Origin of the sequence: Phaeacidiphilus oryzae TH49 (assembly GCF_000744815.1) — a bacterium.
Lineage (GTDB): Bacteria > Actinomycetota > Actinomycetes > Streptomycetales > Streptomycetaceae > Phaeacidiphilus > Phaeacidiphilus oryzae.
On the sequence record NZ_JQMQ01000005.1, the window covers coordinates 1,364,658 to 1,389,246 of the forward strand.

The window sequence follows — 24,589 nt, forward strand, 5'->3', positions numbered from 1 at the left end:
CAACGAATAACGAGCCGCCCCCTGTCGCCTGTCACACCGATTGCATAGCCTGTCGGGCGTCCGTCTCTCCCCGTCCGTCGTCGAGGTGTGTCCCCCATGCAGCCGCCTGAGCAGCAGCAACAGCCGCCGCAGCAGCCGCCGGTGATCCGCCGCAAATACGCCAGACGCCGACTGCGCGACCGCAAGGGGATCCGCAGGGCCCAGATCAGCGCGCGCGGGCTGCTGACCGGCGGCGCCGCCCTGATTCTCCTCGGCGGCTCGCAGGCCGGGCTCGCCTCCCTCGGCGGGCTGTCCGGCGCCCACCACGCCGACTCCTCGGCCTCCGCCGGGGGTTCGATCGACGGCGGCTCACCCGGTCTCGGCCCGATCACCCCGCCCGGCAGCACCTCCCTCGGCCCCACCCAGTCCCCCACCCCGGGCAGCTCGCCCTCCGGCCCGGGCGGCTCGGTGGTGGAGGGCGGCGCCTCGATACCCGCGATCGTGATGGCCGCCTACCTCAACGCCCAGCAGCGGCTCGCCGCTTCGCAGCCCGGCTGCCATCTGCCGTGGCAGCTGCTGGCCGCGATCGGCGAGGTGGAGTCCGGGCAGGCCGAGGGCGGGAACGTGAGCGCCGACGGCACCGCCCGCAGCCCGATCCTCGGCCCGGTGCTCAACGGCAACGGCTTCGCCGCCGTCCACGACGGCAGCGGCTGGGCCCGCGCCGAGGGCCCGATGCAGTTCATCCCCTCCACCTGGAGCACCTGGGGCGTGGACGGCAACGGGGACGGCAAGGCCGACCCGGAGAACGTCTACGACGCGGCCCTCTCCGCCGGCGACTACCTCTGCGCCGGCTCTCGCGACCTCAGCCGCCAGACCGACATGAACCGGGCCATCCTCGGTTACAACTACTCCTCGGCGTACCTCTCCTCGGTGCTGTCCTGGTACCGGTACTACAAGGACCACGGCGCGATACCCAACGGCGGCGTCGCCGGGGCCGGCGGCACGGGCGGGGCGAAGGGCGCCAAGACCAAGAGCAACCCGTACCTGGCCGGCGCCGGGCCCACCGCGACCGCCTCGCCTACGCCGAGCACGCCGACCGCCCCCGGGACGAAGGGCTCCACGGGCGGCTCCGCGGGGTCGGGGGTCACACCGGGCGGCGCGATCACCACGCGGCCGGGCGGGGGGTCTGGCTCCGGGTCCGGGACCGGCTCCGGCGGCACCTCGGGGGCGGGCGGCGGCGGCACCCCGTCCTCCCCGTCGCCCACCCCGTCCACCTCACCGACGAGCAGCAGCCCGAGCCCGTCCCCGAGCTGCACCAGCACCTCGCCGAGCCCGAGCCCGAGCCCCACGGGCTCGCCGTCCCCGTCGCCCACCTCCGGTGCGACGGCCGGCGCGTCGGCCTCCGCGTCCACCTCCACGTCCGCCACGGCCGGCGCCAGCGCCGACCCGTCCGCCTCCCCGAGCGACTCCACCTCGCCCACCCCGAGCCCCACTCCCACCTGCGCCTGAGTACCGACCGACCCGCCGACCGCCCGCCCGGACCGGCTTCCACTGGGTGAACGAGTCGTGGCATCCGCCGCGCTGACCGGAGACAATCAGCTGGCAGGCGCATCCCCGCCTGCGATCAGCCAGCCGGCCGGTCGGCCGTCGATCGGTCGGCCAGTCAGTCACCGAAGGAAGGCAGTCTCCGCATGGCGCAGCAGGTACGAGGCGTGGTGGCCCGGGGCAAGGGCGAGCCGGTCCGCGTGGAGACGGTGATCGTCCCCGATCCGGGCCCGGGCGAGGCCGTGGTGAGAATCCAGGCCTGCGGGGTCTGCCACACCGACCTCCACTACCGCGAGGGCGGGATCAACGACGAGTTCCCGTTCCTCCTCGGGCATGAGGCGGCCGGCGTGGTCGAGGAGGTCGGCGAGGGCGTCACCGGGGTCGCCCCGGGCGACTTCGTCATCCTCAACTGGCGTGCGGTGTGCGGGGAGTGCCGCGCCTGCCTGCGCGGGCGGCCGCAGTACTGCTTCAACACCCACAACGCGAAGCAGAGGATGACCGTGGAGGACGGCACCGAGCTGTCCCCCGCCCTCGGCATCGGCTCCTTCGCCGACAAGACCCTGGTGCACGCGGGCCAGTGCACCAAGGTGGACCCGGCGGCCTCCCCGGCCGCGGCCGGACTCCTCGGCTGCGGGGTGATGGCCGGCCTCGGCGCGGCGATCAACACCGGCAACGTCGGGCGCGGCGACAGCGTGGCCGTGATCGGCTGCGGCGGGGTCGGCGCGGCGGCGGTGGTCGGCTCCCGGCTGGCCGGCGCCGGGAAGATCATCGCGGTGGACATCGACGACCGCAAGCTGACGACCGCCGAGAGGCTGGGCGCCACCCACACCGTCAACTCCCGCTCCACGGACCCGATCGAGGCGATCCGCGAGCTCACCGGCGGCTTCGGCGCCGACGTGGTGATCGACGCGGTCGGCCGGCCCGAGACCTACCAGCAGGCCTTCTACGCCCGCGACCTGGCCGGCACGGTCGTCCTGGTCGGCGTGCCCACCCCGGAGATGGAGCTCAAGCTCCCGCTCCTGGACGTCTTCGGCCGCGGCGGCTCGCTCAAGTCCAGCTGGTACGGCGACTGCCTGCCGTCCCGTGACTTCCCCATGCTGATCGACCTCTACCGGCAGGGCCGGCTCGACCTGGACGCCTTCGTCACCGAGACCATCGCCCTGGACCAGGTCGAGGAGGCCTTCGACCGGATGCACCACGGCGACGTGCTGCGCTCGGTGGTGGTCTTCTGATGGCGGGCGCGGGCACGGGCGCGGGCACGGGCGCCTCCGGCGGCGGAGCGCGCATCGAACACCTGGTCACCTCGGGCCAGTTCACCCTGGACGGCGGCAGCTGGGACGTCGACAACAACGTCTGGATCGTCGGCGACGACTCGGAGGTCGTGGTCATCGACGCGGCCCACGACGCAGACGCCATCGCCGAGGCGGTCGGCGACCGGAGGCTCACCGCCATCGTCTGCACCCACGCCCACAACGACCACGTCAACGCCGCGCCGCAGCTCTCCGCGCGCTACGACGGCGCGCCGATCCTCCTCCACCTGGACGACCGCGTCCTGTGGAAGCAGACCCACCCGGACCGGGACCCGGACGGCTGGCTCTCCGACGGCCGCCGGATCGAGGTCGCCGGGGTCGAGCTGACCGTCCTCCACACCCCCGGCCACGCCCCCGGCGCGGTCTGCCTCCACGCCCCCGACCTGGACGCCCTCTTCACCGGCGACACCCTCTTCGCCGGCGGCCCCGGCGCCACCGGCCGCTCCTACTCCGACTTCCCCACCATCATCCACTCCATCCGCGACCGCCTCCTCACCCTCCCCCCGACCACCACCGTCCACACCGGCCACGGCCCCACCACCACCATCGGCGCGGAATCCCCGCACCTGGAGGAGTGGATCGCGCGGGGGCACTGAGCCGCCGGACGCGACCAAGGCGCCGCCACAAACCAAGCTCTACAGTCGGCGGCGCCACGGCCTTTCTCCGGACCGGGACAGTTCCATCCCTGCATCAGGGGCTCGGGCGGTCAGTCGGTGTCCTCCATTGCTCGCATCAGAATGGCCATGGTTTCGGGGTCGGGCTGTCGGGTCGGCTCGGGGCGTTCGGGGACGGGGTGACGCCGGGCCTCCGGCAGCAGCTCGTCGTAGCGGTCCTCGCCGGGGCGCACCTTGACGAAACCGTCGTAGAAGATCCCCTCCTCGGTCCGCCCACCTGAGCGGATGAGGATGGTTTCGCCGTCGGTATCCAGCATCGGCGTTCCACTAGCGGAGTATTCCATCGTAGTAGCCCTTCAAGATCTCGGCGGCGTCCGCGTTGCCCGCCGTCAGGTGCAGCATACTGTCGCCGCCTTGGGTCCATGCGGCGAAGCCCTCGGCCCATAGTTCACTGGGGTGGTCGTAGTAACTGTTCCAGGTCGAGGTATCACTCATCGCCGACTGCATCCTGCCTTGCACTTCGGCGAAATCCGCACCGGCGCTGAGGTTGCCGAGTGCGTCGTCCGCCGCGTGTCCGAACTCATGAATGGGGACGCTTCCGCTTGCGCTGGCACCACCGGAGTTGATCAGTAGTCGGCGGCTCCCCGGTATGTAGACCCCGGCGACATCATTCCAGGACGAACCCTCGGGCCAGCCACGCGGTGCCCCGGTCAGCACCTCCCCACCGGGCAGCTGGGTCAGGGGGGCGTCTCCGATGCTCATACCCCCGCCCGGAATCTCCGCGAGGTAGGCCGAGACCTTGTTGAAGATCTCGGCCGGAACCTGCCCCAATTCCGCAAGTGCGCGCGCAGTTTGAGGACTGTTGTCCGTGATCGCCAGTCGCCGGGGAGGCGGCTGCGGGGCCCCGGAAGGATTACCGGCATCATCGGACCGGCGAGGACCTTTCAATTCATTGAGTGACTTCTCAGCTTGAGTGAGATCGGCTCCCGCATCGCCTTCCTTCTCCAGGGCGGCGCTTTCGTCCGTGAACGACGGATACCGATCCGGCTCCAGCGCCCTGGCGATCCGTGACGGCTCAGTCTCTGGGCCCGGGGAATCCGTCATGCCGTCGAGGTTCGGAGGCTTCGCATCGGCCACGTGGTCCAGGCCGGTACTCGCGTCCTGCATGCTCTCGCGCGCCGTAGCGTCTGCCACGTCAAGATTGGGGGTCTGGACCTCGGGCACCTTTCCGAGCCCAGACCCAGCGGCGTCAACGCCCTGCGCCGCCCCGGCGTCCGCGCTCGCCAGATTCGGCCGGGCCCCATCGAGCTGGGCTGTCGCCCGGGCGAAGGACCCCTGAGCGCCTTCGTCGGTCGCGTGCAGCGCCGCCGCCTGGGAGGAGTCGGCGGTCGCGTTCGTGGTCGCGAGGTCCCTGGCGCCGTTGACCGCCGCGTCCTCGCCGGCGCGGACCGCTGAGCGCTCGCCGGCGTTGGCTGCCACGTCGGCGCCCGCACCCTCCGCCGCGCCCGCGCCGTCCGTGGCGACGGTGAGGGCGATGTTGGGAATGAGGTTGCCCAGGGCCTGAGCCGGGTCGGTGGTCCAGCCGGAGCCGACCAGTGACTTGAGGAGGACGGTCGGATGGTCGGCGGCGTGGACGAGGCCGGCGGCGGTGGTGGAGAGGCCGTCGAGGTAGCTGGCGGGGTGGGTGATGTTGTACGGGTCGAGGGGGTTGAGAGAGCGGGCGAAGTCGACGATGCCGACGGCACCCTTGGCGATGCCGCCGGTGAAGTGGAGGAGCTCGGTGTTTGCGTCCTGCACCAGGTCGTGGCCGTCGTCGTACATCCGCTCCAGGAACGAGGGCTCCCTGGGCGCCGTCGCCGTCGCGGCGGCGAGCGCGCGGGCGGCGTCCTCGGCGGCGGCGTCGCGCTGGCGGCGGGCGGCGTCCAGGAGTTGCCGGGCCTGGGCGCGGCCGGGGGCGCCGGGATCCTCCGAGGGCGGTGGCAGCGGCTTCTCCGTGCCCGGCGGCGGCGCGAGGTGATGCTGGACGCCGTAGTTCCAGGCGATGGCCTTCTGGTTGTAGGCCTCGACCTGCTGGTTGTGCCCGTCGGTGAGCTTCTGCGCGGCCGCGTACTGCGTGATCGCCTGCCGGGCCTGGCCCTGGGCCCAGGTCACCGTCCGCGCGTACGACTCCAGCGCCAACGCGGCCCGCGCGCAGGCGTCGGCGGCGTCCGCCCACCGCTTGGGGTGCTCCAGGTACTTGGCCTGGAAGGCCTGTGCGGCCTGTCCCTGCCAATCCCCGGTCTCCAGGCGGGAGAGCGCCTGGAAAGCGTTCTCGAAGCCCTCGTGGAACCTGCGCAGCGCCTGCGCGGTCCTGCCGATCGCCCCGGCGTCGCCGTGCAGCAGGTCCTTCGGGTCGTCCGACTCCCCCAACTCCGCTTCCGCCACGGAGGCGCCCAGGCGGTCCGCGACATGGTCGCCGAACTCGTCCACGCTCTGCGCCGCCGAGTGCAGGCCGACCGCGTTCAGGCCGTCCCCGGCCAGGTGGGCGGCGCCGTCCACGAGCGAACCGGCGCCGTGCTCGACGCCCTGGGCGGCGTGTTCCAGGCCGTCGCCGACGCTGTTGATCAGATCTCCGAGCCCCATGCGGCCGCTCACCCCATCCCGGGGAGCTTCTTGGCTTCGCCGGAGTCCACCAGCGCCTCACCCACGCCCGGCAGGGCGGCCTTGAGCCCCAACTCCTTCAGGTCCTTAGTCTCCCCGGACCACACCTCCTCGGTGTGCCGGCCGGCGTCGGCGAAGGACTTCGCGCTGTAGTCCGGCGCGTCCCCCTCCACCATCTGGCTGTAGGACTCCTTCTCCACCTGGTCGCTGCTCGCGTGCGGGTTGCCGATCGCTGCGTTCGCCACGTCCTTGAGCACGCCCAGCGCGTACTGCTCCTGGTCGTGGTAGAGCCCAGCCGACAGGCCCAGCCGGTGGGCGATCTCGTTGCCGTCCTGCACCAGCGAGCGCACGCCCCAGGACCAGCGCTCGCAGAACCCGTCCAGCGTGGACTTCAGAGCGGCGCTGCCGAGTTGCATCCCGGACAGCTCCAGGCCGGAGAAACCGCGGCCCTCGTCGGCCGAGCCGCCGATGCCCAGCGGCTTGAGGGTGTCGATGACCTCCTGGATGCCCGCGCCGGCCTGCCGCAGCGTCTGCGGGTCGACCGCGTACCCGTCCCCGTCTCCGCTCACCGCGCCACCGTCCCAGCCATCGCCACCGCCGCCTCCGTCTCCGCCGGGACGACCCCCGCCACCGGCGGCAGCAGCATCGGCCGCGACGACGCGACGTCGACGGCGACCCCGGCCGGTCTCCCGACCGCCGGCAGCGCCACGTCGAGCAGTCGCCCGCCCTCGACCCGCGCGAACTCCCAGCGCTCGTCTCCCGCCCCGCGCGCCCGCGCGAACACCGCCAACGCCCGCTCCGACGTGAACGCGAACAGCCAGTGGACCCCACCCGAGTCGGCGCCCCGCAAGGCGCCCTCCGCCGTCAGCGGACACACCACCCGCGCCGCGCGGAACCCCGCGATCAGCTCTTCGCCCGGACACCCACGCCCCGCCCAGACCGCCTCGATGAGCGCGCCAAGCCCATCGGCCCCCGTCGACTCCACCGCTCCCCCAACCTCAGTAGCCGCTCGCACCGAGGCTAGCAACCACTGTCGTGTCCAAGACACCGGCTCCCGCTTCCCACCCCCGCGGGGCTCAGCGGTTGATCAGGAAGAGGATGACGCAGACGACCGCCAGGCCGAGCCAGACCGCGATCGCCGCGGCGCGGTTCTCCCGCCAGAGCCGGCGGAACCAGTTGCCGCGGTCGTAGTAGTCGTACTGGTTCTCCTGGTGGTAGTCCTTGGGCTCGTTGCCGTTGTCCCACACGGCGGTTCCGCCTTCCTTCTACGATCCGGGGTAGGCCGGAATCGACGGAGTGCTCGCCGGAAGCCTGGCGGCGGTGCAGGGGTACTGCTCCACGAAGGCCTTGGCCAGCTTGAGGACGATCTGCGCGTCCGCCTGGCGCACCTCGCCGGGCGGGGCCGGGTAGCCGCGGGGGCTCGGGGTCGCGTCGATCGAGACGCGGGCGTAGCCGTCGGCCGACTGCCCCGAGAACGGGTCCCGGAAGGTGCACGGGACGGCCAGGCTCAGTGAGTAGTCGCCGGACGCCTGCCATGCGATGTTCCCGGGTCCGAGGGACAGCGACCGCACCGCACCGCGGCTCGCGTCCGCCGCCCGGGCCCGGCGCAGCTCCGCCGCGGTGTACAGCGCGATCTTCGGTCCGCCGCCCAGGTAGTGCGGCGCCTGGCCGCCCTGCCAGGACAGCGGGCAGAGGTAGCCGCCATTGGTGGCCTGCGTCGCGGGCTGCAGCGTGCTGGTGTTGGTGGCGGCCGTCATCGTCCCGTCCGCGCCCGCCAGGGGGCGGAGGTCGCCGGCCGTCAGCACCCCCCAGCAGGCGTGGGCGGGCAGGGTGACCGTCCGCCAGGGGCGCCACCAGAGCACCGCCGCGACGGCCGCCAGCAGCAGGACAGCCGCCAGCGCGGTCAGCGTCCGCAGCCGGCGGCGGCGACCGGCCGGCGGCGCGCTCGGCAAGGTGGTCGTGCTCATTTGCCCCCCTGGTGGATGGCCCCGTCCAAGGAGACCCCGCCCTCGTAGCCGTCCTGCGCCGCCTGTCCGACGTTGGCCGAGGTGTTGCCGTTCGGGTCCAGGGCGGTGCCCTGCAGGGCGTTCTGGACCGCGTACTGGGCCGCCTGGCCGGCCGCGGTCTTGCCCGCCGCGACGATGCCGATGTCGGAGCTGACGTTCTGCGGCGTGCTGTCGTGATGGAAGCCGTTGCCCATCTGCGTGATCATGCCGCTGACCTGATTGTTGATCAGCGGGCCGATCACCGGCGCCTTGCCCACCACGCTGCCGATCGACATGCCGTAGACCGTGTTGGCGATACCGGTGTTGTTGTCGATCGCCTGATTGTACGCGGCGTCCGCCTGCCAGCCGTTCTGCGCGACGGCGTTGGCCCGCGCGTTGCTGAGGATGCCGCTGATCTGGCTGCCCTGGTCGGCGACCCGGTTGAGGTTGGCGTTGAGGTCACCGGGCTGATGCACGGCGTTGTGCAACTGGGCCGCCGTGTACCCGTTCTGGGCCTGCTGGAGGACGCCGTAGGCGTTCGGGTCCCGGCCCAGGGTGTCCAGCAGATGGATCGTGTTGTTCTGGTTGAGCCCGGCCGGGGTACCGAAGACGCCGAGCTGGTCGCCGGACGGGGTGTTGACCGCGCGGTCGACGTCGCCGATGTACGAGGCGGTCATGTGCGCCAGGCTGCCGTTCATCGCGGCGAACGGCGCACCGCTGCCCTGCACCAGGGCGGGGTTGCCGCCGAAGGTGTTCACCACCTGGTTCATCACGTCGTCGGTGGCGGCGGTGTGCGGCGGCAGCGGCGTGCCGTTCCCGGCGTCCCAGGGAACGCCCCTGGTCGCGGCCTCCAGCGCGTGGCCGAGCGCCGTCGGCTCGTCGTTCCGGGCCGCGGCCATGGTCTGCGGATCGCGGGAGGTGGTGTCCGGCAGCAGTGGGTTCTTGTCGCTGTCCGTGAGGAAGTTCAGGTATCCGTTGGGCGCCGTGTGCCCGGTCGGGGTGCCGTCGCTGTTGTAGAGCGTCTCCGGATTGTGGAAGAAGTCCGTGGCCGCGGCCGGGCTGTGGCCCAGCCCCTCCAGCACGCCCGTCACCGGGTTGAAGCCGGAGCCGCCGCCGAGGAGGTTGGTCTTGACGTCCGGCGCGGGCGGCATCGGTGCGGCCTCCGCCCACATGTCGGGGTTCTTCTGCGTCAGCTGGGTGATGTGCTCCGCGACGGGGTCGAGGAAGTGCGGGTCGTAGCTGCCGGTCCGCAGGATGCTGCCGAGGATCTGGTAGCCGTAGGGCTGGTAGTTGAACTCGTCCGGGCCCGCCAGCGGGATCCGCTGCGCGCCGGCCGCCCGCAGGCCCGCCTCCCACTGGTCGGAGAGGTGCGGCCAGTTCTGGGTGTCGGTGGCGCAGGCCAGTGAGGTGCCGAGCTGGGCCTGAAGGTCCTTGAGGACGGCCAGCCGCTGCTGGTCCGGCTGAAGGGTGCCGGTCGAGCCCTCGCTCAACTGGCCCCAGAAGGTGAGGGCGCCTTTCGGCCCGAGGTCCGAGTAGAAGGCGGTGGCGAAGGCGGGGTCATTGGCGTGCGCCTTCAGCAGCGCGTCCAGCTGGGCGACCTGGGCGTCCGAGAGGTTGTTGCCCTGCCGCGCGAGGTCCGCGGCCTGCTGCGCCTCCTCCTCCGCGATGCCGCCCACCGGCTTGGCGTTGAACTGCTGCTGGTCGGTCCCCGCGTCCCGGGTCAGCGCCGCGGCGGCGGCCTGGTCGGCGTCGCTCGCCTGCTGCAGCACAGCCTTGATGCGTGCCGCGATGCCGTCCGCGGCCTGGGTCATCGACTGCTGGTAGTCGTCATGGACGCCCCGGTTGTGGGGCAGGTCGGGCGGTATGGTCCAGGTGATCCGGCCGCCGTCGGCGGAGATGGTCAGGCCCTGGCTCTGCGCGTCCCGCTGGATCTGATGCAGCGTCGCCTGGCAGGACGCGAACTGGTCGTGGGCGTCGCGCAGCGCCTTCGCCAGGGCGCTGGTCTCGTCGAAGGCCGCATCGATCTGGGTACGGGCCGCGGTCAGCTGGGCCGCGGCGGCCTGGGAGGCCGGGCCGGACCAGTCGCTGGCCTGGAGGGGCGTGACGACTCCGCCCTGGAAGTCGGAGTCGTACTGCCAGTTGCGGACCAGATGCTCCAGGTCGGCCGCGGCGGTGTCCAGCGCAGTGAGATTGGTGTTGGCGAGCTCGCCGTACGTGACCATGTCCCCGTGTCCCCGTCCCCGTTCCGTCCCCGTTGTTCGCGCGCTTCCGCGTCCGCGCGCTTCCGCGTCCGCGCGGTTCGCGTTCGCGCGGTTCTGCGCGTGCGCGCGGTTCCGCGTCTTCAGTTGTCCAGCGCCCGCAGGTGCCCGCGGTTGGCGTTCTCGGTGCCGGTGTATCCGTCCGCGCTGTCCTGGAGGTTCTGGCCGATGTCGATCAGGTCGCCGCCCAGGGTGAGGAACTGGAGCTCCCAGGTCTGGTGGCTGGAGGTGATGGCGGGGCCGACGGCCCAGCCGTTCATCGCGGTGGCGGCGGTGAAGAGGTCGTTCCCGGCCGGGTTCTGGCAGTCGGCCGTCATCCGGTTGCCCAGGTCCGAGGCGTTGTGCCCGGCGGTACGGAGGGCGTCCGGGTGCACCACCAGTTGCTGCCCGCCGGCCCCGGCGGGGGCCGTGGGGCTGCCCCCGGTGGTGATCGGCGCCGGCGTCCCGGCGAGATCAGGGAACTGCTTCTTCGCCGCCGGCGTGAGGCCGCCGGACTTGTCGAACATCCACGGATTCAACTGCTGGTCGAGTTCTCGATTACCCACCGGTGGCCCCCCGTTGCCATTCCGCTGTGTGACGATCGGCGTTGAATCTAGAGCCACCCCCGTCCCCTGTCCACCACAGCACGTGGTTCGGCGCCCTCCTGTGACCGTGTCGGTACTCATTGCTAGGCTTTTCGTGAACCTGACAGTTGATGAGGGGTCAACTGCCTTCTGGGGAACGGGGAGGACGGCGGGATGTATCTCGCGGACGGGGGCGGCGGCGCGCCCGCTCGGGTGAGCGTGGCCGATGCGCGGCAGATGAGCGTCGAGGTGGAGACGTTGAAGCAGTTCCGGGCGAAGGTCGACGGACTCCTCCACGATCTCGACGCCGGCCCCGCGTCGACGCGCGAGATCGCCGGCCAGCATCTCGCCTCGGCCCACTTCGGCGACGGCTTCACCGAGGTCGGCACGCTGTCGGAGGCGTACGCCACGGCCCACGGCAGGCTCCAGGAGCTGTCGACGGCGCTGAGCCAGCAGATCGAGGCGATGAGCATCACCGTCGACTATGTCCAGAACGGCTACACGGGCGTGGAGGAGTCGCAGGTCGAGGCGCTCTGGAGGATCCACGACCGGACGCAGACGGCCTATCGGAAGGTGTACGGCCCGAACTCGGCGAGCAGGCCGGCCGGTTCGCCGGCCGCGAGCGCGTCACCGAGCCCGTCCGCAAGCCCGTCCGCCTCGTCCACCGCCGCCGACAGCGGCTTCTGATTCGCACCGGGGGAAGTACGCCATGCGTGACACAGCGGGGGGCGACAGCTGGAGCCCCGAGAGCGACTTCGAGGGGATGTCCCACGCCGAGCTGCACAAGCTCGCGCAGACCGGGAACCCGGAGTCGGTCATCGCCGCGGGCAACCGCCTCAGCGCGGCCGGGGACAGCATCCAGTCCCTCTCCGACGCCCTCAACAGCCACCTCGCGGGCCTCGATTGGACGAGTTCCGCGGGAGACGCGTTCCGCGGCTGGGCGCGGCAGGTCGTCCAGATGACGGACTGCGTGGCCGACTACCACAAGACGATCGGCAGCTTCACCGCGCAGGCGGGGACGGCCCTGCAGAAGGTCCGCTCGGCGGTGCCGCCGGTCTCGGCCTCCGACCAGCAGACCGTCCAGAGCTACCACCGGCAGCAGGGGCTGCTGCACACGCCGAAGACGGTCGCCGGCCCCCACGACCCCACCTTCGCACCGAGCGTCCCCGGCGGCGTCACCCAGGCCCAGGCGCAGGCGGCGCTGAGCCGCCGTGGTCGCCGTCGGCGGGCTGGTCACCGCGCTGGTCCTGCTCGCCCGCCGCCGCGGTCGCGGCCGAGGCCGAGGCCGCGGGCAGCAGCAGCCACCGGCATCGCCGCCCCCCTACGGCCCTCCGCCGCCCCAGCAGAACCCGTACCGGCAGCAGCAGCCGCCGCCCAGCGCCCCCAACCCCTACCAGCAGCAGGGTCCTTGGCACCCGCCGCAATGACGCGTGGGCGCCTCAGCCCTCAGACGACTGCCAGTCCTCCGGGCGGACGCGCTCCAGCTTCTCCGGGTTGCGGATCAGTCTCAGCGCCGTGATCGCGCCTGCCTCGTCGACCTCCGCGCAGACCACCGAGTCGACGCGGTCACCCGACAGGAAGACGTAGCCCGGGCGGCCGTTGACGTCGACCGGGTGCGCGGAGAAGTCCGGCAGCGGGCTGTTGGTCATCACGCCGATCAGCCAGCGGCAGACCTTCTCCGGTCCGGTCAGCGGGCGCAGCGCCGCCCGGATCCGGCCGCCGCCGTCGGTCCACGCCGTGACGTCCGGTGCGAGCAGCTCCATCATCTCGTTGAGGTCGCCGCCCAGGCAGGCCGCCAGGAACTCGTCCGTCGCCTTGCGCCGCACCTCCGCCGGCGCGTCGTAGCGCGGCCGCCGGGCCTCCACATGGCCGCGGGCCCGGCTGCCGACCTGCCGCACCGAGGCCTCGCTGCGGTCGAGCATCCCGGCGATCTCCGCGTACGGGTAGCCGAAGACCTCCTTGAGGATGAACACCGCCCGCTCCAGCGGCGACAGCGTCTCCAGTACCACCAGCATGGCCAGTGAGACGTCCTCGGCCCGGGCCATCCCGTCGGCCGCGTCCGGCTCGGACGCGGTCACCAGCGGCTCCGGCAGCCACGGGCCGACGTACGACTCGCGCTGGACGGCCGCCGAGCGGAGCCTGCTGATCGACAGGTTGGTGACGATCCGGGTGAGGTACGCGCGCGGCGCCTCGACCGTGCCGACATCGACGGCGCTCCACTTCAGCCAGGCGTCCTGCAGGATGTCCTCGGCGTCGGCGGCGCTGGAGAGCATCCGGTAGGCGACACCGAACAGGACCGGGCGGTGTTCCTCGAAGAGGTCGAGCGCGCGCTCAGCGGTGGTCACGCACCGGACGCTACCGCAGTTCCGGCCCCTGACCGAGGCCGCAGCTCGCAGCGGTCCTTGAAGCCCTGGCCGGTGAGGCCGAGGGCGCTGTTCATCCGGGAGCGGAGGTTCTCCACCGCGACGATGGCGGTGAGTTCGACGAACGCGGCCTCGCCGAGCTGCCGCAGCAGCCGGTCCGCGAGGTCGTCGTCGATCTGGGGGCTGGTCCGGCACATCTCCTCGGCGTACTCGAGGACGTCCAGCTCCAGGTCGGTGAACTGCCCCCGGTCGTCCCGCCAGCCGGGCACGGCGTGCAGCTTCTGCTCGGGCATCCCGGCGCGGTGGGCCAGCCAGTAGCCGAAGTCCGTGCACCAGGAGCAGCCGATGACGTGCGAGGCCGCCATCTGGGCGAGCAGCTTGAGCTGCGGGTCGAGCGCCTTCCACTTGCCGACGGCCATCTCGAAGCGGGCGTCGGCCATCATCACCCTGCGGTTGTGGCCGATCGCCCGCAGCGGGTCGAGGACGTCGCCGTAGGTGCGGCGCGAGTACCACTCGGAGAGCCGGTAGAGGACCGTTCGGCGGGGTTCGAGCGAGATTCGGGCCATGGTGATCGCCTCCGTGTTCGTAGGGTGCCGCAGCCGGGCCGCACCGGCTTCACCAGGGAGACGCGGCGGGTCCGCCGGATGTGACATCGGTCCGTCCACCGCTGCTTGCGCCGTGCGCGGCGGGCCCCGCAGGATGTCCCGGTGAAGAACGAGAACGCCGGGGCGGGCGATGGGGACGGGGCCGAGGCCCGCGGCGACTTCCGGACCTTCGTCGGTCGGGCCGCGAGCACCGCGGGCACCGTCGGCAAGCGGGCCGCGCAGGCCGCATCGCAGGCCGCATCGCAGGCCGCGTCGCAGGCCGCCTCCGCCGGCGGCCGGGCCGCGGTGGCCGGCGGCCGGGCGGTGCGGCGCGGGACCGGACTGGCGGCCCAGGGCGCCTGGGCGTACGACGCGCTGACCTCCGTGCCGCCGCCCGACGTCCCGGCCGGCCGGCCCTGGCGGATCTCGCTGGGCACCCTCCTCGGCCGCCATCCGCGGACGCCGCGGCTCGCCCACAAGGCCCTCGGCCTGCTGGACCACCTGGGCGCGGTGCGGATCGGCCCGGACGGGGCCGGTTTCGACGGCGAGGAGTTCGCGTGGTCGGACGTGACCGAGATCCGCACCCGGGACGCCTTCGAGGTGATGACCACCCAGGCCCTGGAGCACGAGGTGGACCGGATCCGCGAGTTCCTGCCGCCGGTCCCCGGCCGCAAGTGGCTGGTGACCAAAGCCGCCGAGGCGGTGGCCACGGTGGTGCTGGCCGCGCTGGAGCGGGGTTCGACGGACCGGCCGCTGGACGGGCGGGCGGTGCCGATCGAGATCGTCCACCGCGGACTGATGGGTCGTCAGAAGGTGCACTCCGGGGGGCTGTTCGCGGCCGCCACCCTGGTCATCGTGGAGCGGTCGGCGGCCGGGCTGCTCGCCACCGCCGAGCAGCACGGCGTCCCGGTGCGCCCGGCCGCCGCCCTCGGCACGGCCGAGCCCGACCGTGCGGCCCGGCTGGCCGCTCTCCGCGCCCGCACCAGCGCCATGGCCGCCCACCTGGCCCGCCCCCAGGAACTCGCCACACCGGACCGCGAGGAGCTCGCACCAGCCGAGCCCGAGCAAGCCGCCCCGCCCGGAGGGGCACAGCCCGAAGCGCCGCAGCCCGACCCGGACGAGGCCGAGCACCCCGAACGCCCCGAGCACCGCGACCACGCCGAGCACCCCGAACGCCGCGACCACGCCGAGCACCCCGAACGCCGCGACCACGCCGAGCACCCCGAACGCCGCGAGCACCGCGAGCACCCCCAACGCCCGGACCGCCCCACCCCCGCGCCGCCCCTCTAGCCTCCAGTCCGACCAGTCGGTACGTTGCCGGTGGCCGCTCCCCGTCACCGGCATCCAGGAGGACTCCGTGGCAGACCCCGTGGCAGACTCCGCATCCGCATCCGCATCCGCGTCCCCGTCCCCGTCCCCGTCCGCCTCCGCCCCGCAGGCCGAGATCGAGGGCCGCTGCGACGAGCGGTTCGCCGCCGTCCGGGCGGCCTTCGAGGAGAACTTCCGCAGCCGCGGCGAGCTGGGCGCCGCGGTGGCCGTCCGGCTCGGCGGGGAGCTGGTCGTCGACCTGTGGGGCGGCTGGGCCGACCCCGGCCGCACCCGCCGCTGGGAGCGGGACACCGTGGTCAACGTCTGGTCCACCACCAAGGGCGCGACCGCCCTCTGCGCCCACCTCCTCGCCGACCGCGGGCTGCTCGACCTGGACGCCCCGGTGGCCGCGTACTGGCCGGAGTTCGCCGCGGCAGGCAAGTCCGGCGTACTGGTCCGCCACCTCCTCTCGCACCGGGCCGGGCTGGCCGGTCTGCGCGAGCCCCACTCCCTCGCCGACCTCTACGACTGGGAGCTGACCACCGCCCGGCTGGCCGCCACCGAGCCGTGGTGGGAGCCCGGCACCCGCTCCGGCTACCACGCCCTGACCTACGGCTTCCTGGTCGGCGAGGTGATCCGGAGGATCAGCGGCCGGCTGCCGAGCGCCTTCCTGGCCGAGGAGATCGCCGGCCCGCTGGGCATCGACTTCACCATCGGCCTGCCGGAGAAGGCGGCCGATCGGGCGGCGCTGCTGGTCCGCGCCCCCGCCGAGGCGGCCGTCGGCGCGCCGCTCCCGGCGGAGCCGTCCCCGCTCTTCCTGGCCGCCCTGGCCAATCCGCTGGTCGGCCCGGACGAGGCGAACTCCGCCGAGTGGCGGGCGGCGGAGCTCCCGGCCGCCAACGGCCACGCCACCGCCCGCGCGATCGCCGAGCTGTACGGGATCGTGGCCGGCCGCGGGGCCTACGACGCCGAGCACCGCGTCCTCTCCCCCGCGTCCGCCGAGCGGATCAGGGAGGGCCAGGGCGCCTGCCGCGACCTGGTGCTGGAGTCCGGCTTCAGGTACGAGACGGAGATCGGCCTCGGCCTCTGGCTGAGCGGCCGCACCGCCTCCTACGGCCCCAACCCGCGGGCCGTCGGCCACGACGGAGCCGGCGGCTCCTGCGGGCTGGCGGACCCCGAGGCGGACCTCAGCCTGGGCTACGCCATGAATGTGATGGGCTATCAGATCGCGGACGACCCACGGAAGATGGCGCTCATCGAGGCCGTCTACGACTCGCTCTGACGCGGGATCGCGCCCCCAGCGCGCGGGCCGGGCGCGGGCCCGGCCCCCGCCGGCCGCACGCCGGCCCCACGCCGGTCCCACGCCGGCCCCACGCAGGCCCGCACCGGCCGTCTCCGGCCGTCTCCGGCCGTCTCCGGCCATTGCCGGGCCGCCCTCCGCCGCCTACGCTCCGGGCATGTCGCCGCTGACCGCTCTGCTCTCCGCCCTTCGCTCGGGCCAGGTCGAACTCATCGACCTCACCGCTCCGTTGACCTCGACGACCCCGGTGCTCCAGCTGCCGGACCCGTTCGCCGACACGATCCCGTTCCGGCTGGAGGAGATCAGCCGCTACGACGAGCGCGGGCCGCGCTGGTACTGGAACGACATCCACACCGGCGAGCACACCGGCACCCACCTGGACGCCCCCGTCCACTGGATCTCCGGCCGGGACGGCCTGGACGTCTCCCAGGTGCCGCTGCGCTCCATGGTCGCCCCCGCCGTGGTCCTGGACATGTCCGAGCGGGTGGCCAAGGACCCCGACTTCCTGCTGACCGTGGACGACGTCCGGGCCTGGCAGCGCGAGCACGGGGACGGCCACGGCGACCTCGAACTCCCGGACGGCGGCTGGCTGCTGTACCGCACCGGCTGGGACGTCCGCTCCGCGGACCAGGCGGACTTCCTCAACGCGGACGCCGAGGGCCCGCACACCCCCGGCATCGCCCCGGACTGCGCCCGCTGGCTGGCGCAGGAGACCCCGCTGGCGGGCCTCGGCGTGGAGACCGTGGGCACCGACGCCGGCGCGGCGCACGGCTTCACCCCGCCGTTCCCCTGCCACGACTTCCTCCTCGGCGCGGGCAAGTTCGGCCTCACCCAGCTGCAGAACCTCGGCCGGCTGCCGGTGACCGGGGCCGTCCTGGTGGTCGCCCCGCTGCCGATCGTCGGCGGCTCCGGCAGTCCGGCCCGGGTCCTGGCCATGGTCGACCAGACCGGCGAGCAGACCGGCGAGCCGACCGGCGGCCGGACCGGTGGTGGCGATGCCTGAGACCACCACCGTCGCCGAGGCGGTCGGCGCGACCCTCGCCCGCCTCGGCGTCGGCCACGCCTTCGGCGTGGTCGGCAGCGGCAACTTCCACGTCACCAACGCCCTGCGGGCGCACGGCGTCCCGTTCACCGCCGCCCGGCACGAGGGCGGCGCCGCCACCATGGCCGACGCCTACGCCCGGATGAGCGGCAGGGTGGCGGTGCTGACCACCCACCAGGGCTGCGGCCTGACCAACGCCCTGACCGGCATCGCCGAGGCCGCCAAGAGCCGCACCCCGATGCTGGTGCTGGCCGCGGACACGGCCGCCTCCTCGGTCCTCTCCAACTTCCGGATCGACCAGGACGCGGCGGTCCGCGCGGTGGACGCCACCGCCGAGCGCACCCACAGCGGGGAGACCGCGGTCGCGGACACCGTCCGGGCCTACCGCACGGCGGTGGAGCAGCGCAGGACCGTCGTCCTCAACCTGCCGCTCGACGTCCAGACCCAGCCGGTCCCGGTCGCCGCCGAGCTCCCTGATCCGCCGAGCCGCCCCAACTCCTGCCGCCCGGACGCCGATTCGGTCGCGGCACTGGCGGACGCGCTGGCCGGCGCCCGGCACCCGGTCTTCATCGCCGGGCGCGGCGCCCGCGGGGCGCGCGAGGAGCTGCGCGCGCTGGCCGAGCGCTGCGGCGCCCTGCTGGCCACCTCCGCCGTGGCGCACGGTCTCTTCCACGACGACCCGTGGTCGCTGGGGATCTCCGGCGGCTTCGCCACCCCGCTGGCCGCCGAACTGATCGGCAGCGCCGACCTGGTGGTCGCCTGGGGCTGCGCGCTGAACATGTGGACCACCCGGCACGGCAAGCTGCTCTCCCCCTCCGCCCGCCTGGTCCAGATCGACGACGACCCCTCGGCGCTCGGCGCCCACCGGCCGGTCGACCTCGGCGTGGTCGGCGACTGCGCGCTCACCGCGGCCGACGCCGACCGCGCCCTGCGGGAGCGGGGCCACGACCTGTCCGCCGGCGGCTTCCGCGAACGCAGGACCGCCGAGGCGCTGCGCGAACGCGGCCGCTGGAACGAGATCGAGCACCAGGACATCTCGACGGCCGACCGGATCGATCCGCGCACCCTCTCCCAGGAGCTGGACCAACTGCTGCCCGCCGAGCGCCTGGTCTCCATCGACTCCGGCAACTTCATGGGCTACCCGTCGGCCTACCTCTCCGTGCCGGACGAGTACGGCTTCTGCTTCACCCAGGCCTTCCAGTCCATCGGCCTCGGCCTGGCCACCGGGATCGGCGCCGCGCTGGCCCGCCCGGACCGGCTGCCGGTCGCGGCGCTCGGCGACGGCGGCTTCCTGATGTCCGTGTCCGAGCTGGAGACCGCGGCCAGACTGGGCCTTCCGCTGCTGGTGGTGGTCTACGACGACGCCGCGTACGGGGCCGAGGTGCACCACTTCGGGCCCGGCACCGAGCCGCCGCCCGACCTGGGCGCGGTGCGGTTCCCCGACCGCGACCTGGCCGCGATCGGCCGGGGCTTCGGCTGCGAAGGGGTGACGGTGCGTCAGGTCAGCGATCTCAAGGCGGTGTCGGCCTGGCTGGAGGGCCCGCGCCGGACTCCGCTGGTGGTCGACGCCAAGATCGCCGAGGACGGCGGCTCCTGGTGGCTCGCGGAGGCCTTCGGCCACTGAGACCGACTCCCCCGGGGCCGCTGCCGATGCCGTCGACACTCAAGCCGCCGAGGCCACCGGCGACCCCCGGCGCCCCCGCCGCCGCACCAGCTCAGCGGTACCGCACCACCCCGAGGCCCGCGACGCCCGCCGGCTCCTGCGCCGGCGGCTCCGCGGACCACGGGTCGGAGAGCACCGTCCCGGCCGGGGTGCGCAGCGCCCGCAGCACCCGGCCGGTGACCTCCCGCCCCCGGGCGTCCACCCTGCGCACCCACACCACGGCCGCCGAGCCGTACGGATAGCCGTCCAGCGCCGCCTTGGCCTCGGCCCAGCCGGCGAAGCTGCCCGACTCCTTGACGTCGGCGAGGGTCGCGCCCTCGCCGACCGAGGCCAGCGAGCGGGCCAGCCAGCCCGGATGCGGCGAGGCCGGCACCGGCAGCGGCTCAAGGCCGTCCGCGCCCGGCACTCCACCGGCCAGCCAGCGCTCCAGCCACTGCCACGGATGGTCCTGCGGGAGGCAGAACGGCGGCTCGCCGTCCTTGGGCACCACCACGGCGGCGTCCAGCATCGCCTCCGCCCAGTCCCCGCCGGCCAGGTAGGCGGTGCTGTTGCAGCCGAAGAACCAGCCCCGCCCGTAGTCGTCCTCCGGCGCCGGGGCGACCAGCTGGACCGTCCCCGGCCCGTAGGTGTCGTCCAGCCAGGACTGCGCCTTGGCCACCGCCCCGGCGAGATCGGCGGCGGGCTGCCGCCAGGGCAGCACGGCGGAGGCCGGGCGGGCCCGGTGGAAGCGGGCGAGGTGGAGCGCCAGCGCGTCCTCCTCGCCCTCGATGTCCGCCGGGCCGCCGCGCATCCCGTCCAGGTAGACCACCCGGCCGCGGTCGAAGAGGGCGTACAGCAGGTGCCCGGTGGCCTCGTGGCCGTTGGCCTCGCGGCGGACCCAGACCACCCCCCGGCTGCCCTCGCCACCGGCCTCGACCAGCCGGCCGACCTCGTCCCAGTCCGCGCACTCGTGGAGTTCCGCGCCGGGGAACCAGCGGCCGATCCAGCGCGGCCACCAGTCGATCTCCTCGTCCCGGGGCCGCCAGGGCGCGGAGGCGATCCGCGAGCCGGCGACCAGGGCGTCGGCGGCGAGCAGCGCGCCGCGGGCGTTGGTGCGGCCGATCCGCTCCTGCGGGGGCCGCGGCGAGGGGTCCTCGGCGAGCTCGGCCAGGTCGCCCCAGGGGTCGTCGTTGGCCAGGTGGAACGGCGGGGCGCCGTCCTTGGGGACCGCCAGCGAGACGTTGAGCAGCGGCGCGGCGGGCGGGGCGCCGGGGGGCACGACGGCGCGGCAGGTGAAGACGAAGGCCTCGTCGCTCTCCGCGATCGGGTAGTCGGCGCCGAGCTCGACCCGGCCCCGGTAGACCTGGCGCAGCCACTGCCGGGCGCGCCCCAGGGCGGCCGCCTCCTCGGCGGACTCCTGCTCCTCCAACTCCCCTGCCAGTGTCGATGCTGCGCTGCTGCTGCTCACAAGCCGTCGATTATCACATATGAGATCGCCGCCGGCCCCGGCGCGTCGCTGGGACGACGCACCGGGGCCGGCGGCGGGACCGCTTCGCGGACCTCCGGGTCAGCGCACGGGCTGGAACGGCGGCCGGGCGCCGATGAACTCCGGACGCGGGGCGGGCGCCCCGAACGGCTCGACGGCGGCGTTCTCCATGCTGTTGAAGACGATGAAGACGTTGCTGCGCGGATAGGGCGTGATGTTGTCGCCCGAGCCGTGCATGCAGTTGCAGTCGAACAGGGTCGCGGAGCCGGCCTTGCCGGTGAAGAGCCGGATGCCGTGCTCGTCGGCCAGCGCGGTGAGCGCCTCGTCCGACGGGGTGCCGGCCTCCTGCATCTTCAGCGACTTCTTGTAGTTGTCGGTCGGGGTCTCGCCGGCGCAGCCGACGAAGGTGTGGTGCGACCCCGGCATGATCATCAGACCGCCGTTGGTGTCCAGGTTCTCGGTCAGCGCGATCGAGATGGACACCGTCCGCATCCGCGGCAGCCCGTCCTCGGCGTGCCAGGTCTCGAAGTCCGAGTGCCAGTAGAAGCCGCTGGCCCCGAATCCGGGCTTGACGTTGACCCGGCTCTGGTGGACGTAGACGTCCGAGCCGAGGATCTGCCGGGCACGGCCGACCACCCGCGGGTCCCGGACCAGGTCCGCGAAGACCTGCGAGAGCTTGTGCACCTCGAAGATGCTGCGGATCTCGTCCGACTTCGACTCGGTGATCGCCCGCTCGTCGGCGCGGACCGCCGGGTCGGAGGCCAGCCGGTCCAGCTCGTTGCGGTAGAGCTCGACCTCCTCCGGCTCGATCAGCTGATCCACCGTCAGGAACCCGTTGCGTTCGAACTCGCGCAGCTCGAACGGCTCACAGGGACCCTCTGCGGTCTCCGGGTCGGCCCAGACGACCGGGTCGGCCCGAGGGATCCTGACCTCGGTGGCGCCGCGGCTGGGGTACTGGTCGGGGATGGTCGCGTTCGCCCCCGCGATGCTGCCGAACGCGGCGGCCGGGCTGGGGCTGGTGGTACTCATCGGGTCGTCCTCCCTGCGGTGTTGCTCTCGCTGCGCTGCCTGTCGGGGATCTGAGGGCCGGAGGGCCTTCAGGACGCCTCGGTGAGCAGCGGGTAGACGCCGTTCTCGTCGTGCACCTCGTTCCCGGTGACCGGGGGGTTGAAGACGCAGACGCAACGGAAATCGGACTTGGGACGCATGGTGTGCCGCTCGTGACCGTTGAGCAGGTACATCGTCCCGGGCGTGATCACGTACTTCTCGCCGGTCTCCTCGTCGGTGAGCTCGGCCTCGCCCTCCACGCAGAGCACCGCCTCGATGTGGTTGGCGTAGTGCATCGTCGTCTCGGTGCCCGCGTACATCGTGGTCTCGTGCAGGGAGAAGCCGACGCCCTCCTTCGCGAGGACGATGCGCTTGCTCCGCCAGGTCTCGGCCTTGACGTCGCGGTCGGTGCCCTCGATGTCCTGGAAGGAACGGACGATCACGGGGTTCTCCTGTCTGTGCTGTGTTCTCTGTCGGTGCGGCGGTCGGTATCAGGGCGGCGGCCGATGTCGGGGCCACGGCCCGCCCGACGGGTCAGGCGGTCTCGCGGACCGAGCGGGCCAGGATCTCCAGTCCGGCGGCCAGCTCGGCGTCGCTCAGGGTCAGCGGCGGCAGCAGCTTGACGACCTCGCTCTGCGGGCCGGAGGTCTCCAGCAGCAGGCCCATCTCGAAGGCCTTGGCGCAGACCCGCGAGGCGCGCTCCGGGTCGCTGCCGCCGAAGTCCAGGCCCCAGGCCAGGCCGCGTCCGCGCACCCCGGCCCCGTTGGCCTCGGGCGAGGCGGCGATCTCGGACAGCGCCTGCCAGACGACCTGGCCCTTCTTCAGGGTGGACTTCTCCAGCGCGTCGTCGGCCCAGTACTCGCGCAGCGCCGCGGCGGCGGTGACGAACGCCGGGTTGTGGCCGCGGAAGGTGCCGTTGTGCTCGCCCGGCGCCCAGATGTCCAGCTCCCGGCGGAAGAGGGTGAGCGCCATCGGCATCCCGTAGCCGCCGATCGACTTGGACAGGGTGACGATGTCGGGCTTGATGCCGGCCTGCTCGAAGGAGAAGAACGCGCCGGTGCGGCCGCAGCCCATCTGCACGTCGTCCACGATCAGCAGCATGTCGCGGCGCTTGCAGAGGTCGGCCAGGGCGCGCAGCCACTCCGGCCGGGCGACGTTGATGCCGCCCTCGCCCTGCACGGTCTCCACGATGACGGCGGCCGGCGGGTTGAGGCCGGAGCCGCTGTCCTCCAGCAGCCGCTCGAACCACAGGAAGTCCGGCACCTGGCCGTCCAGGTAGTGGTCGAAGGGCATCGGGGTGCCGTGTACCAGCGGGATGCCGGCGCCGGCCCGCTTGAAGGCGTTGCCGGTGACGGCCAGGGCGCCCAGCGTCATGCCGTGGAAGGCGTTGGTGAAGGAGACGACCGACTCCCGCCCGGTGTATTTGCGGGCGAGTTTCAGCGCCGACTCCACCGCGTTGGCGCCGGTCGGGCCCGGGAACATCACCTTGTAGTCGAGGTCGCGCGGTTTCAGCACGAGCTCCTCGAAGGTGCGGAGGAACTCGCCCTTCGCGGTGGTGGACATGTCCAGGCTGTGGGTGATGCCGTCCCGCTCGATGTAGTCGAGCAGTGCGCGCTTCAGAACCGGGTTGTTGTGCCCGTAGTTGAGCGAGCCGGCGCCGGCGAAGAAGTCCAGGTAGCTGCGGCCGTCCTGGGACTGGAGGCGCGCGCCGCGGGCCCGGTCGAAGACGGCCGGCCACCCGCGGCAGTAGCTGCGGACCTCGGACTCGCGGGACTCGAAGATGCTCGGCTCGGCGGCGAAGGTCTCGTTCGTCTGGTCGGGCTGATTCGGCATCGGCTCGTTCGGCTCGTTCCCGTTGATCACGAAGTCCGGGTGGGTGGCGGTCATGCCTTGCACTTCCTTCGGGTTGTGCGCGGTGTTCGGTTGTAGGTGGACGGCGCGGCGCTGCGCCGCCCGCTGTACGGCGGTTCTGGAGCGGTTCAACCGGCTATGGGGGCTATCCGGTGCAGCTCCTCGGCGAGGTGCCCGGCCCCCTCGCCGCCGGGGAAGTCCTCGGCCGAGAAGAGCACGCTGCGCTCGAGCTCGGCGCCCTGCCGGGCGGCGTATCCGGCGAAGAGCCGCCGGGACGCCGTGTTGTCGGGGGTGATCGTGGTCTCCATGACCCGCACTCCGGCTCCCCGCAGCCGCTCGGTGAGGTGGTCGAGCATCCGCCCGGCCAGGCCCTCGCCCCGGCACGACTCGTCCACGGCGACCTGCCAGACCATCAGCACCTCGGGGCGCTCCGGCCGGCGGTATCCGGTGACGAAACCGACCGCCTCGCCGTCGCGACGCGCCACCACCGTGGTGTCCGCGTAGTCACGGCACCACAGCAGGTAGCTGTACGGCGAGTTCAGGTCGAGAGTGCGGGAGTCGCGGGCGATCCGCCACAGTGCGGCACCGTCGGCCACGGTGGGCCGACAGAGTGTTATCGGGGCCACGGCGCCGTGCGCTTGCTCGATGAATTCTCCGGTCGGTCGGTCGAATTCCGTTCGTGCGGGAGTCATGACGCCTCAACGTACCGAGAAGGAATCCGGATCGCAGCCGCAGGCGGTGTTCCGCCGAACGACTTCATGTGTTATCGCGCATGGGCCCACGAGGAGCCGTTCTGTCCGAATTTAATAGGATTTAGTATCCCACAAAAAGTCGTATGTGACATCCGTCACACACGCCGAAAGGGCATCGGGATAGATGTTTGGCCTTCTCTGGATTGGGCAGGCGAAATGTGGCGGAGTAGTCCCAGAATGCATATCAATTAATTCCCGTTCGCTGCTCGGGCCGTTCTGCACCCGGCCCCGGCGGGCGCGATTCCGGGTGAATGCCGGATGAGCGGGGCCCTCGCCACTGCCGCGCCGGGGCGCACACCGAAGGCCGCCGCGCGCCCCCG

At 72.8% G+C, this 24,589-nt stretch carries 23 protein-coding genes; 8 read left to right on the forward strand and 15 right to left on the reverse strand.

Going from position 1 to position 24,589, the window contains the following annotated elements; genetic code table 11:
* The first annotated feature begins 96 nt into the window (after positions 1–96).
* The 3 genes from BS73_RS40310 to BS73_RS10415 all read left to right on the forward strand — a co-directional run bounded on the left by BS73_RS40310 (position 97) and on the right by BS73_RS10415 (position 3,430).
* Positions 97–1,488, forward strand: coding sequence for a lytic transglycosylase domain-containing protein (locus BS73_RS40310; protein ID WP_051939781.1), 1,392 nt, complete (start codon positions 97–99; stop codon positions 1,486–1,488).
* 182 nt (positions 1,489–1,670) lie between these two features.
* On the forward strand, positions 1,671–2,756 hold the full coding sequence (locus tag BS73_RS10410; protein WP_037571322.1) for an S-(hydroxymethyl)mycothiol dehydrogenase: 1,086 nt from the start codon (positions 1,671–1,673) through the stop codon (positions 2,754–2,756).
* On the forward strand, positions 2,756–3,430 hold the full coding sequence (locus BS73_RS10415) for an MBL fold metallo-hydrolase (RefSeq protein WP_051939782.1): 675 nt from the start codon (positions 2,756–2,758) through the stop codon (positions 3,428–3,430). The genes BS73_RS10410 and BS73_RS10415 overlap by 1 nt, the downstream gene beginning before the upstream one ends.
* A 110-nt stretch (positions 3,431–3,540) precedes the next feature.
* On the opposite strand, the gene BS73_RS10420 is transcribed toward BS73_RS10415, so the two are convergent.
* The 8 genes from BS73_RS10420 to BS73_RS10450 all read right to left on the reverse strand — a co-directional run bounded on the left by BS73_RS10420 (position 3,541) and on the right by BS73_RS10450 (position 10,876).
* Complete coding sequence (locus BS73_RS10420) at positions 3,541–3,765, reverse strand: hypothetical protein (RefSeq protein WP_037571325.1); 225 nt, start codon at positions 3,763–3,765, stop codon at positions 3,541–3,543.
* Between the two features lie 10 nt (positions 3,766–3,775).
* A complete protein-coding gene (locus tag BS73_RS10425) occupies positions 3,776–6,070 on the reverse strand; it encodes a putative T7SS-secreted protein (protein WP_152617567.1) in 2,295 nt (764 codons plus the stop codon).
* 8 nt (positions 6,071–6,078) lie between these two features.
* Positions 6,079–6,657 (reverse strand): hypothetical protein, encoded by a 579-nt coding sequence (locus BS73_RS10430; protein WP_051939783.1) that lies wholly within the window; start codon positions 6,655–6,657, stop codon positions 6,079–6,081.
* Positions 6,654–7,136 (reverse strand): SseB family protein, encoded by a 483-nt coding sequence (locus tag BS73_RS10435; RefSeq protein ID WP_152617568.1) that lies wholly within the window; start codon positions 7,134–7,136, stop codon positions 6,654–6,656. Before BS73_RS10435 ends, BS73_RS10430 begins: the two co-directional genes overlap by 4 nt.
* Before the next feature lie 28 nt (positions 7,137–7,164).
* Positions 7,165–7,335: a hypothetical protein gene (locus BS73_RS38175; protein WP_161789660.1), complete on the reverse strand. Its 171-nt coding sequence runs from the start codon at positions 7,333–7,335 to the stop codon at positions 7,165–7,167.
* Between the two features lie 18 nt (positions 7,336–7,353).
* Positions 7,354–8,055 carry a hypothetical protein gene (locus BS73_RS10440; protein ID WP_152617569.1) on the reverse strand — a complete coding sequence of 234 codons (702 nt, stop codon included), beginning with the start codon at positions 8,053–8,055 and terminating at the stop codon, positions 7,354–7,356.
* Positions 8,052–10,295, reverse strand: coding sequence for a hypothetical protein (locus tag BS73_RS10445; RefSeq protein ID WP_037571334.1), 2,244 nt, complete (start codon positions 10,293–10,295; stop codon positions 8,052–8,054). The genes BS73_RS10440 and BS73_RS10445 overlap by 4 nt, the downstream gene beginning before the upstream one ends.
* Before the next feature lie 119 nt (positions 10,296–10,414).
* Positions 10,415–10,876 (reverse strand): hypothetical protein, encoded by a 462-nt coding sequence (locus BS73_RS10450; protein WP_152617570.1) that lies wholly within the window; start codon positions 10,874–10,876, stop codon positions 10,415–10,417.
* Positions 10,877–11,068: 192 nt separating this feature from the next.
* Between BS73_RS10450 and BS73_RS34570 the strand changes: the two genes are divergently transcribed.
* Positions 11,069–11,581: a hypothetical protein gene (locus BS73_RS34570; protein WP_051939785.1), complete on the forward strand. Its 513-nt coding sequence runs from the start codon at positions 11,069–11,071 to the stop codon at positions 11,579–11,581.
* Between the two features lie 752 nt (positions 11,582–12,333).
* On the opposite strand, the gene BS73_RS10460 is transcribed toward BS73_RS34570, so the two are convergent.
* A complete protein-coding gene (locus BS73_RS10460; protein WP_037571338.1) occupies positions 12,334–13,239 on the reverse strand; it encodes an RNA polymerase sigma-70 factor in 906 nt (301 codons plus the stop codon).
* Positions 13,236–13,823 carry a carboxymuconolactone decarboxylase family protein gene (locus tag BS73_RS10465; RefSeq protein ID WP_037571340.1) on the reverse strand — a complete coding sequence of 196 codons (588 nt, stop codon included), beginning with the start codon at positions 13,821–13,823 and terminating at the stop codon, positions 13,236–13,238. The genes BS73_RS10460 and BS73_RS10465 overlap by 4 nt, the downstream gene beginning before the upstream one ends.
* A 141-nt stretch (positions 13,824–13,964) precedes the next feature.
* On the opposite strand from BS73_RS10465, the gene BS73_RS10470 reads away from it, so the two are divergent.
* The 4 genes from BS73_RS10470 (at position 13,965) to BS73_RS10485 (ending at position 19,115) form a co-directional block, all read left to right on the forward strand.
* The gene (locus tag BS73_RS10470; RefSeq protein WP_037571341.1) at positions 13,965–15,131 is read left to right on the forward strand and encodes a hypothetical protein; all 1,167 of its coding nucleotides are present in this window, start codon (positions 13,965–13,967) and stop codon (positions 15,129–15,131) included.
* A gap of 154 nt (positions 15,132–15,285) precedes the next feature.
* A complete protein-coding gene (locus tag BS73_RS10475; protein WP_037578999.1) occupies positions 15,286–16,431 on the forward strand; it encodes an EstA family serine hydrolase in 1,146 nt (381 codons plus the stop codon).
* 175 nt (positions 16,432–16,606) lie between these two features.
* Positions 16,607–17,452: a cyclase family protein gene (locus tag BS73_RS10480; protein WP_051939786.1), complete on the forward strand. Its 846-nt coding sequence runs from the start codon at positions 16,607–16,609 to the stop codon at positions 17,450–17,452.
* Positions 17,445–19,115, forward strand: coding sequence for a thiamine pyrophosphate-binding protein (locus BS73_RS10485; protein ID WP_037579002.1), 1,671 nt, complete (start codon positions 17,445–17,447; stop codon positions 19,113–19,115). The genes BS73_RS10480 and BS73_RS10485 overlap by 8 nt, the downstream gene beginning before the upstream one ends.
* Before the next feature lie 91 nt (positions 19,116–19,206).
* Here BS73_RS10485 and BS73_RS36025 read toward each other — a convergent pair whose 3' ends face one another.
* The 5 genes from BS73_RS36025 to ectA form a co-directional block, all read right to left on the reverse strand.
* Positions 19,207–20,601, reverse strand: a complete 1,395-nt coding sequence (locus tag BS73_RS36025) for a YrhB domain-containing protein (RefSeq protein WP_084703954.1) — start codon at positions 20,599–20,601, stop codon at positions 19,207–19,209.
* A gap of 99 nt (positions 20,602–20,700) precedes the next feature.
* A complete protein-coding gene (thpD, locus tag BS73_RS10500) occupies positions 20,701–21,648 on the reverse strand; it encodes an ectoine hydroxylase (RefSeq protein WP_084703955.1) in 948 nt (315 codons plus the stop codon).
* Between the two features lie 68 nt (positions 21,649–21,716).
* On the reverse strand, positions 21,717–22,109 hold the full coding sequence (locus tag BS73_RS10505; RefSeq protein ID WP_037571343.1) for an ectoine synthase: 393 nt from the start codon (positions 22,107–22,109) through the stop codon (positions 21,717–21,719).
* A gap of 91 nt (positions 22,110–22,200) precedes the next feature.
* Positions 22,201–23,499, reverse strand: coding sequence for a diaminobutyrate--2-oxoglutarate transaminase (gene ectB, locus BS73_RS10510; RefSeq protein WP_051941372.1), 1,299 nt, complete (start codon positions 23,497–23,499; stop codon positions 22,201–22,203).
* A gap of 146 nt (positions 23,500–23,645) precedes the next feature.
* Complete coding sequence (gene ectA, locus BS73_RS10515; RefSeq protein ID WP_084703956.1) at positions 23,646–24,209, reverse strand: diaminobutyrate acetyltransferase; 564 nt, start codon at positions 24,207–24,209, stop codon at positions 23,646–23,648.
* Positions 24,210–24,589 lie beyond the last annotated feature (380 nt).

Bases quoted from the DNA above. Each gene is read 5' to 3' on its own strand.
- BS73_RS40310 (WP_051939781.1), top strand. From the start codon at position 97: ATGCAGCCGCCTGAGCAGCAGCAACAGCCGCCGCAGCAGCCGCCGGTG.
- BS73_RS10410 (WP_037571322.1), top strand. From the start codon at position 1,671: ATGGCGCAGCAGGTACGAGGCGTGGTGGCCCGGGGCAAGGGCGAGCCG.
- BS73_RS10415 (WP_051939782.1), top strand. From the start codon at position 2,756: ATGGCGGGCGCGGGCACGGGCGCGGGCACGGGCGCCTCCGGCGGCGGA.
- BS73_RS10420 (WP_037571325.1), bottom strand. From the start codon at position 3,765: ATGCTGGATACCGACGGCGAAACCATCCTCATCCGCTCAGGTGGGCGG.
- BS73_RS10425 (WP_152617567.1), bottom strand. From the start codon at position 6,070: ATGGGGCTCGGAGATCTGATCAACAGCGTCGGCGACGGCCTGGAACAC.
- BS73_RS10440 (WP_152617569.1), bottom strand. From the start codon at position 8,055: ATGAGCACGACCACCTTGCCGAGCGCGCCGCCGGCCGGTCGCCGCCGC.
- BS73_RS10445 (WP_037571334.1), bottom strand. From the start codon at position 10,295: ATGGTCACGTACGGCGAGCTCGCCAACACCAATCTCACTGCGCTGGAC.
- BS73_RS34570 (WP_051939785.1), top strand. From the start codon at position 11,069: ATGTATCTCGCGGACGGGGGCGGCGGCGCGCCCGCTCGGGTGAGCGTG.
- BS73_RS10465 (WP_037571340.1), bottom strand. From the start codon at position 13,823: ATGGCCCGAATCTCGCTCGAACCCCGCCGAACGGTCCTCTACCGGCTC.
- BS73_RS10480 (WP_051939786.1), top strand. From the start codon at position 16,607: ATGTCGCCGCTGACCGCTCTGCTCTCCGCCCTTCGCTCGGGCCAGGTC.
- BS73_RS10485 (WP_037579002.1), top strand. From the start codon at position 17,445: ATGCCTGAGACCACCACCGTCGCCGAGGCGGTCGGCGCGACCCTCGCC.
- thpD (WP_084703955.1), bottom strand. From the start codon at position 21,648: ATGAGTACCACCAGCCCCAGCCCGGCCGCCGCGTTCGGCAGCATCGCG.
- ectB (WP_051941372.1), bottom strand. From the start codon at position 23,499: ATGCCGAATCAGCCCGACCAGACGAACGAGACCTTCGCCGCCGAGCCG.
- ectA (WP_084703956.1), bottom strand. From the start codon at position 24,209: ATGACTCCCGCACGAACGGAATTCGACCGACCGACCGGAGAATTCATC.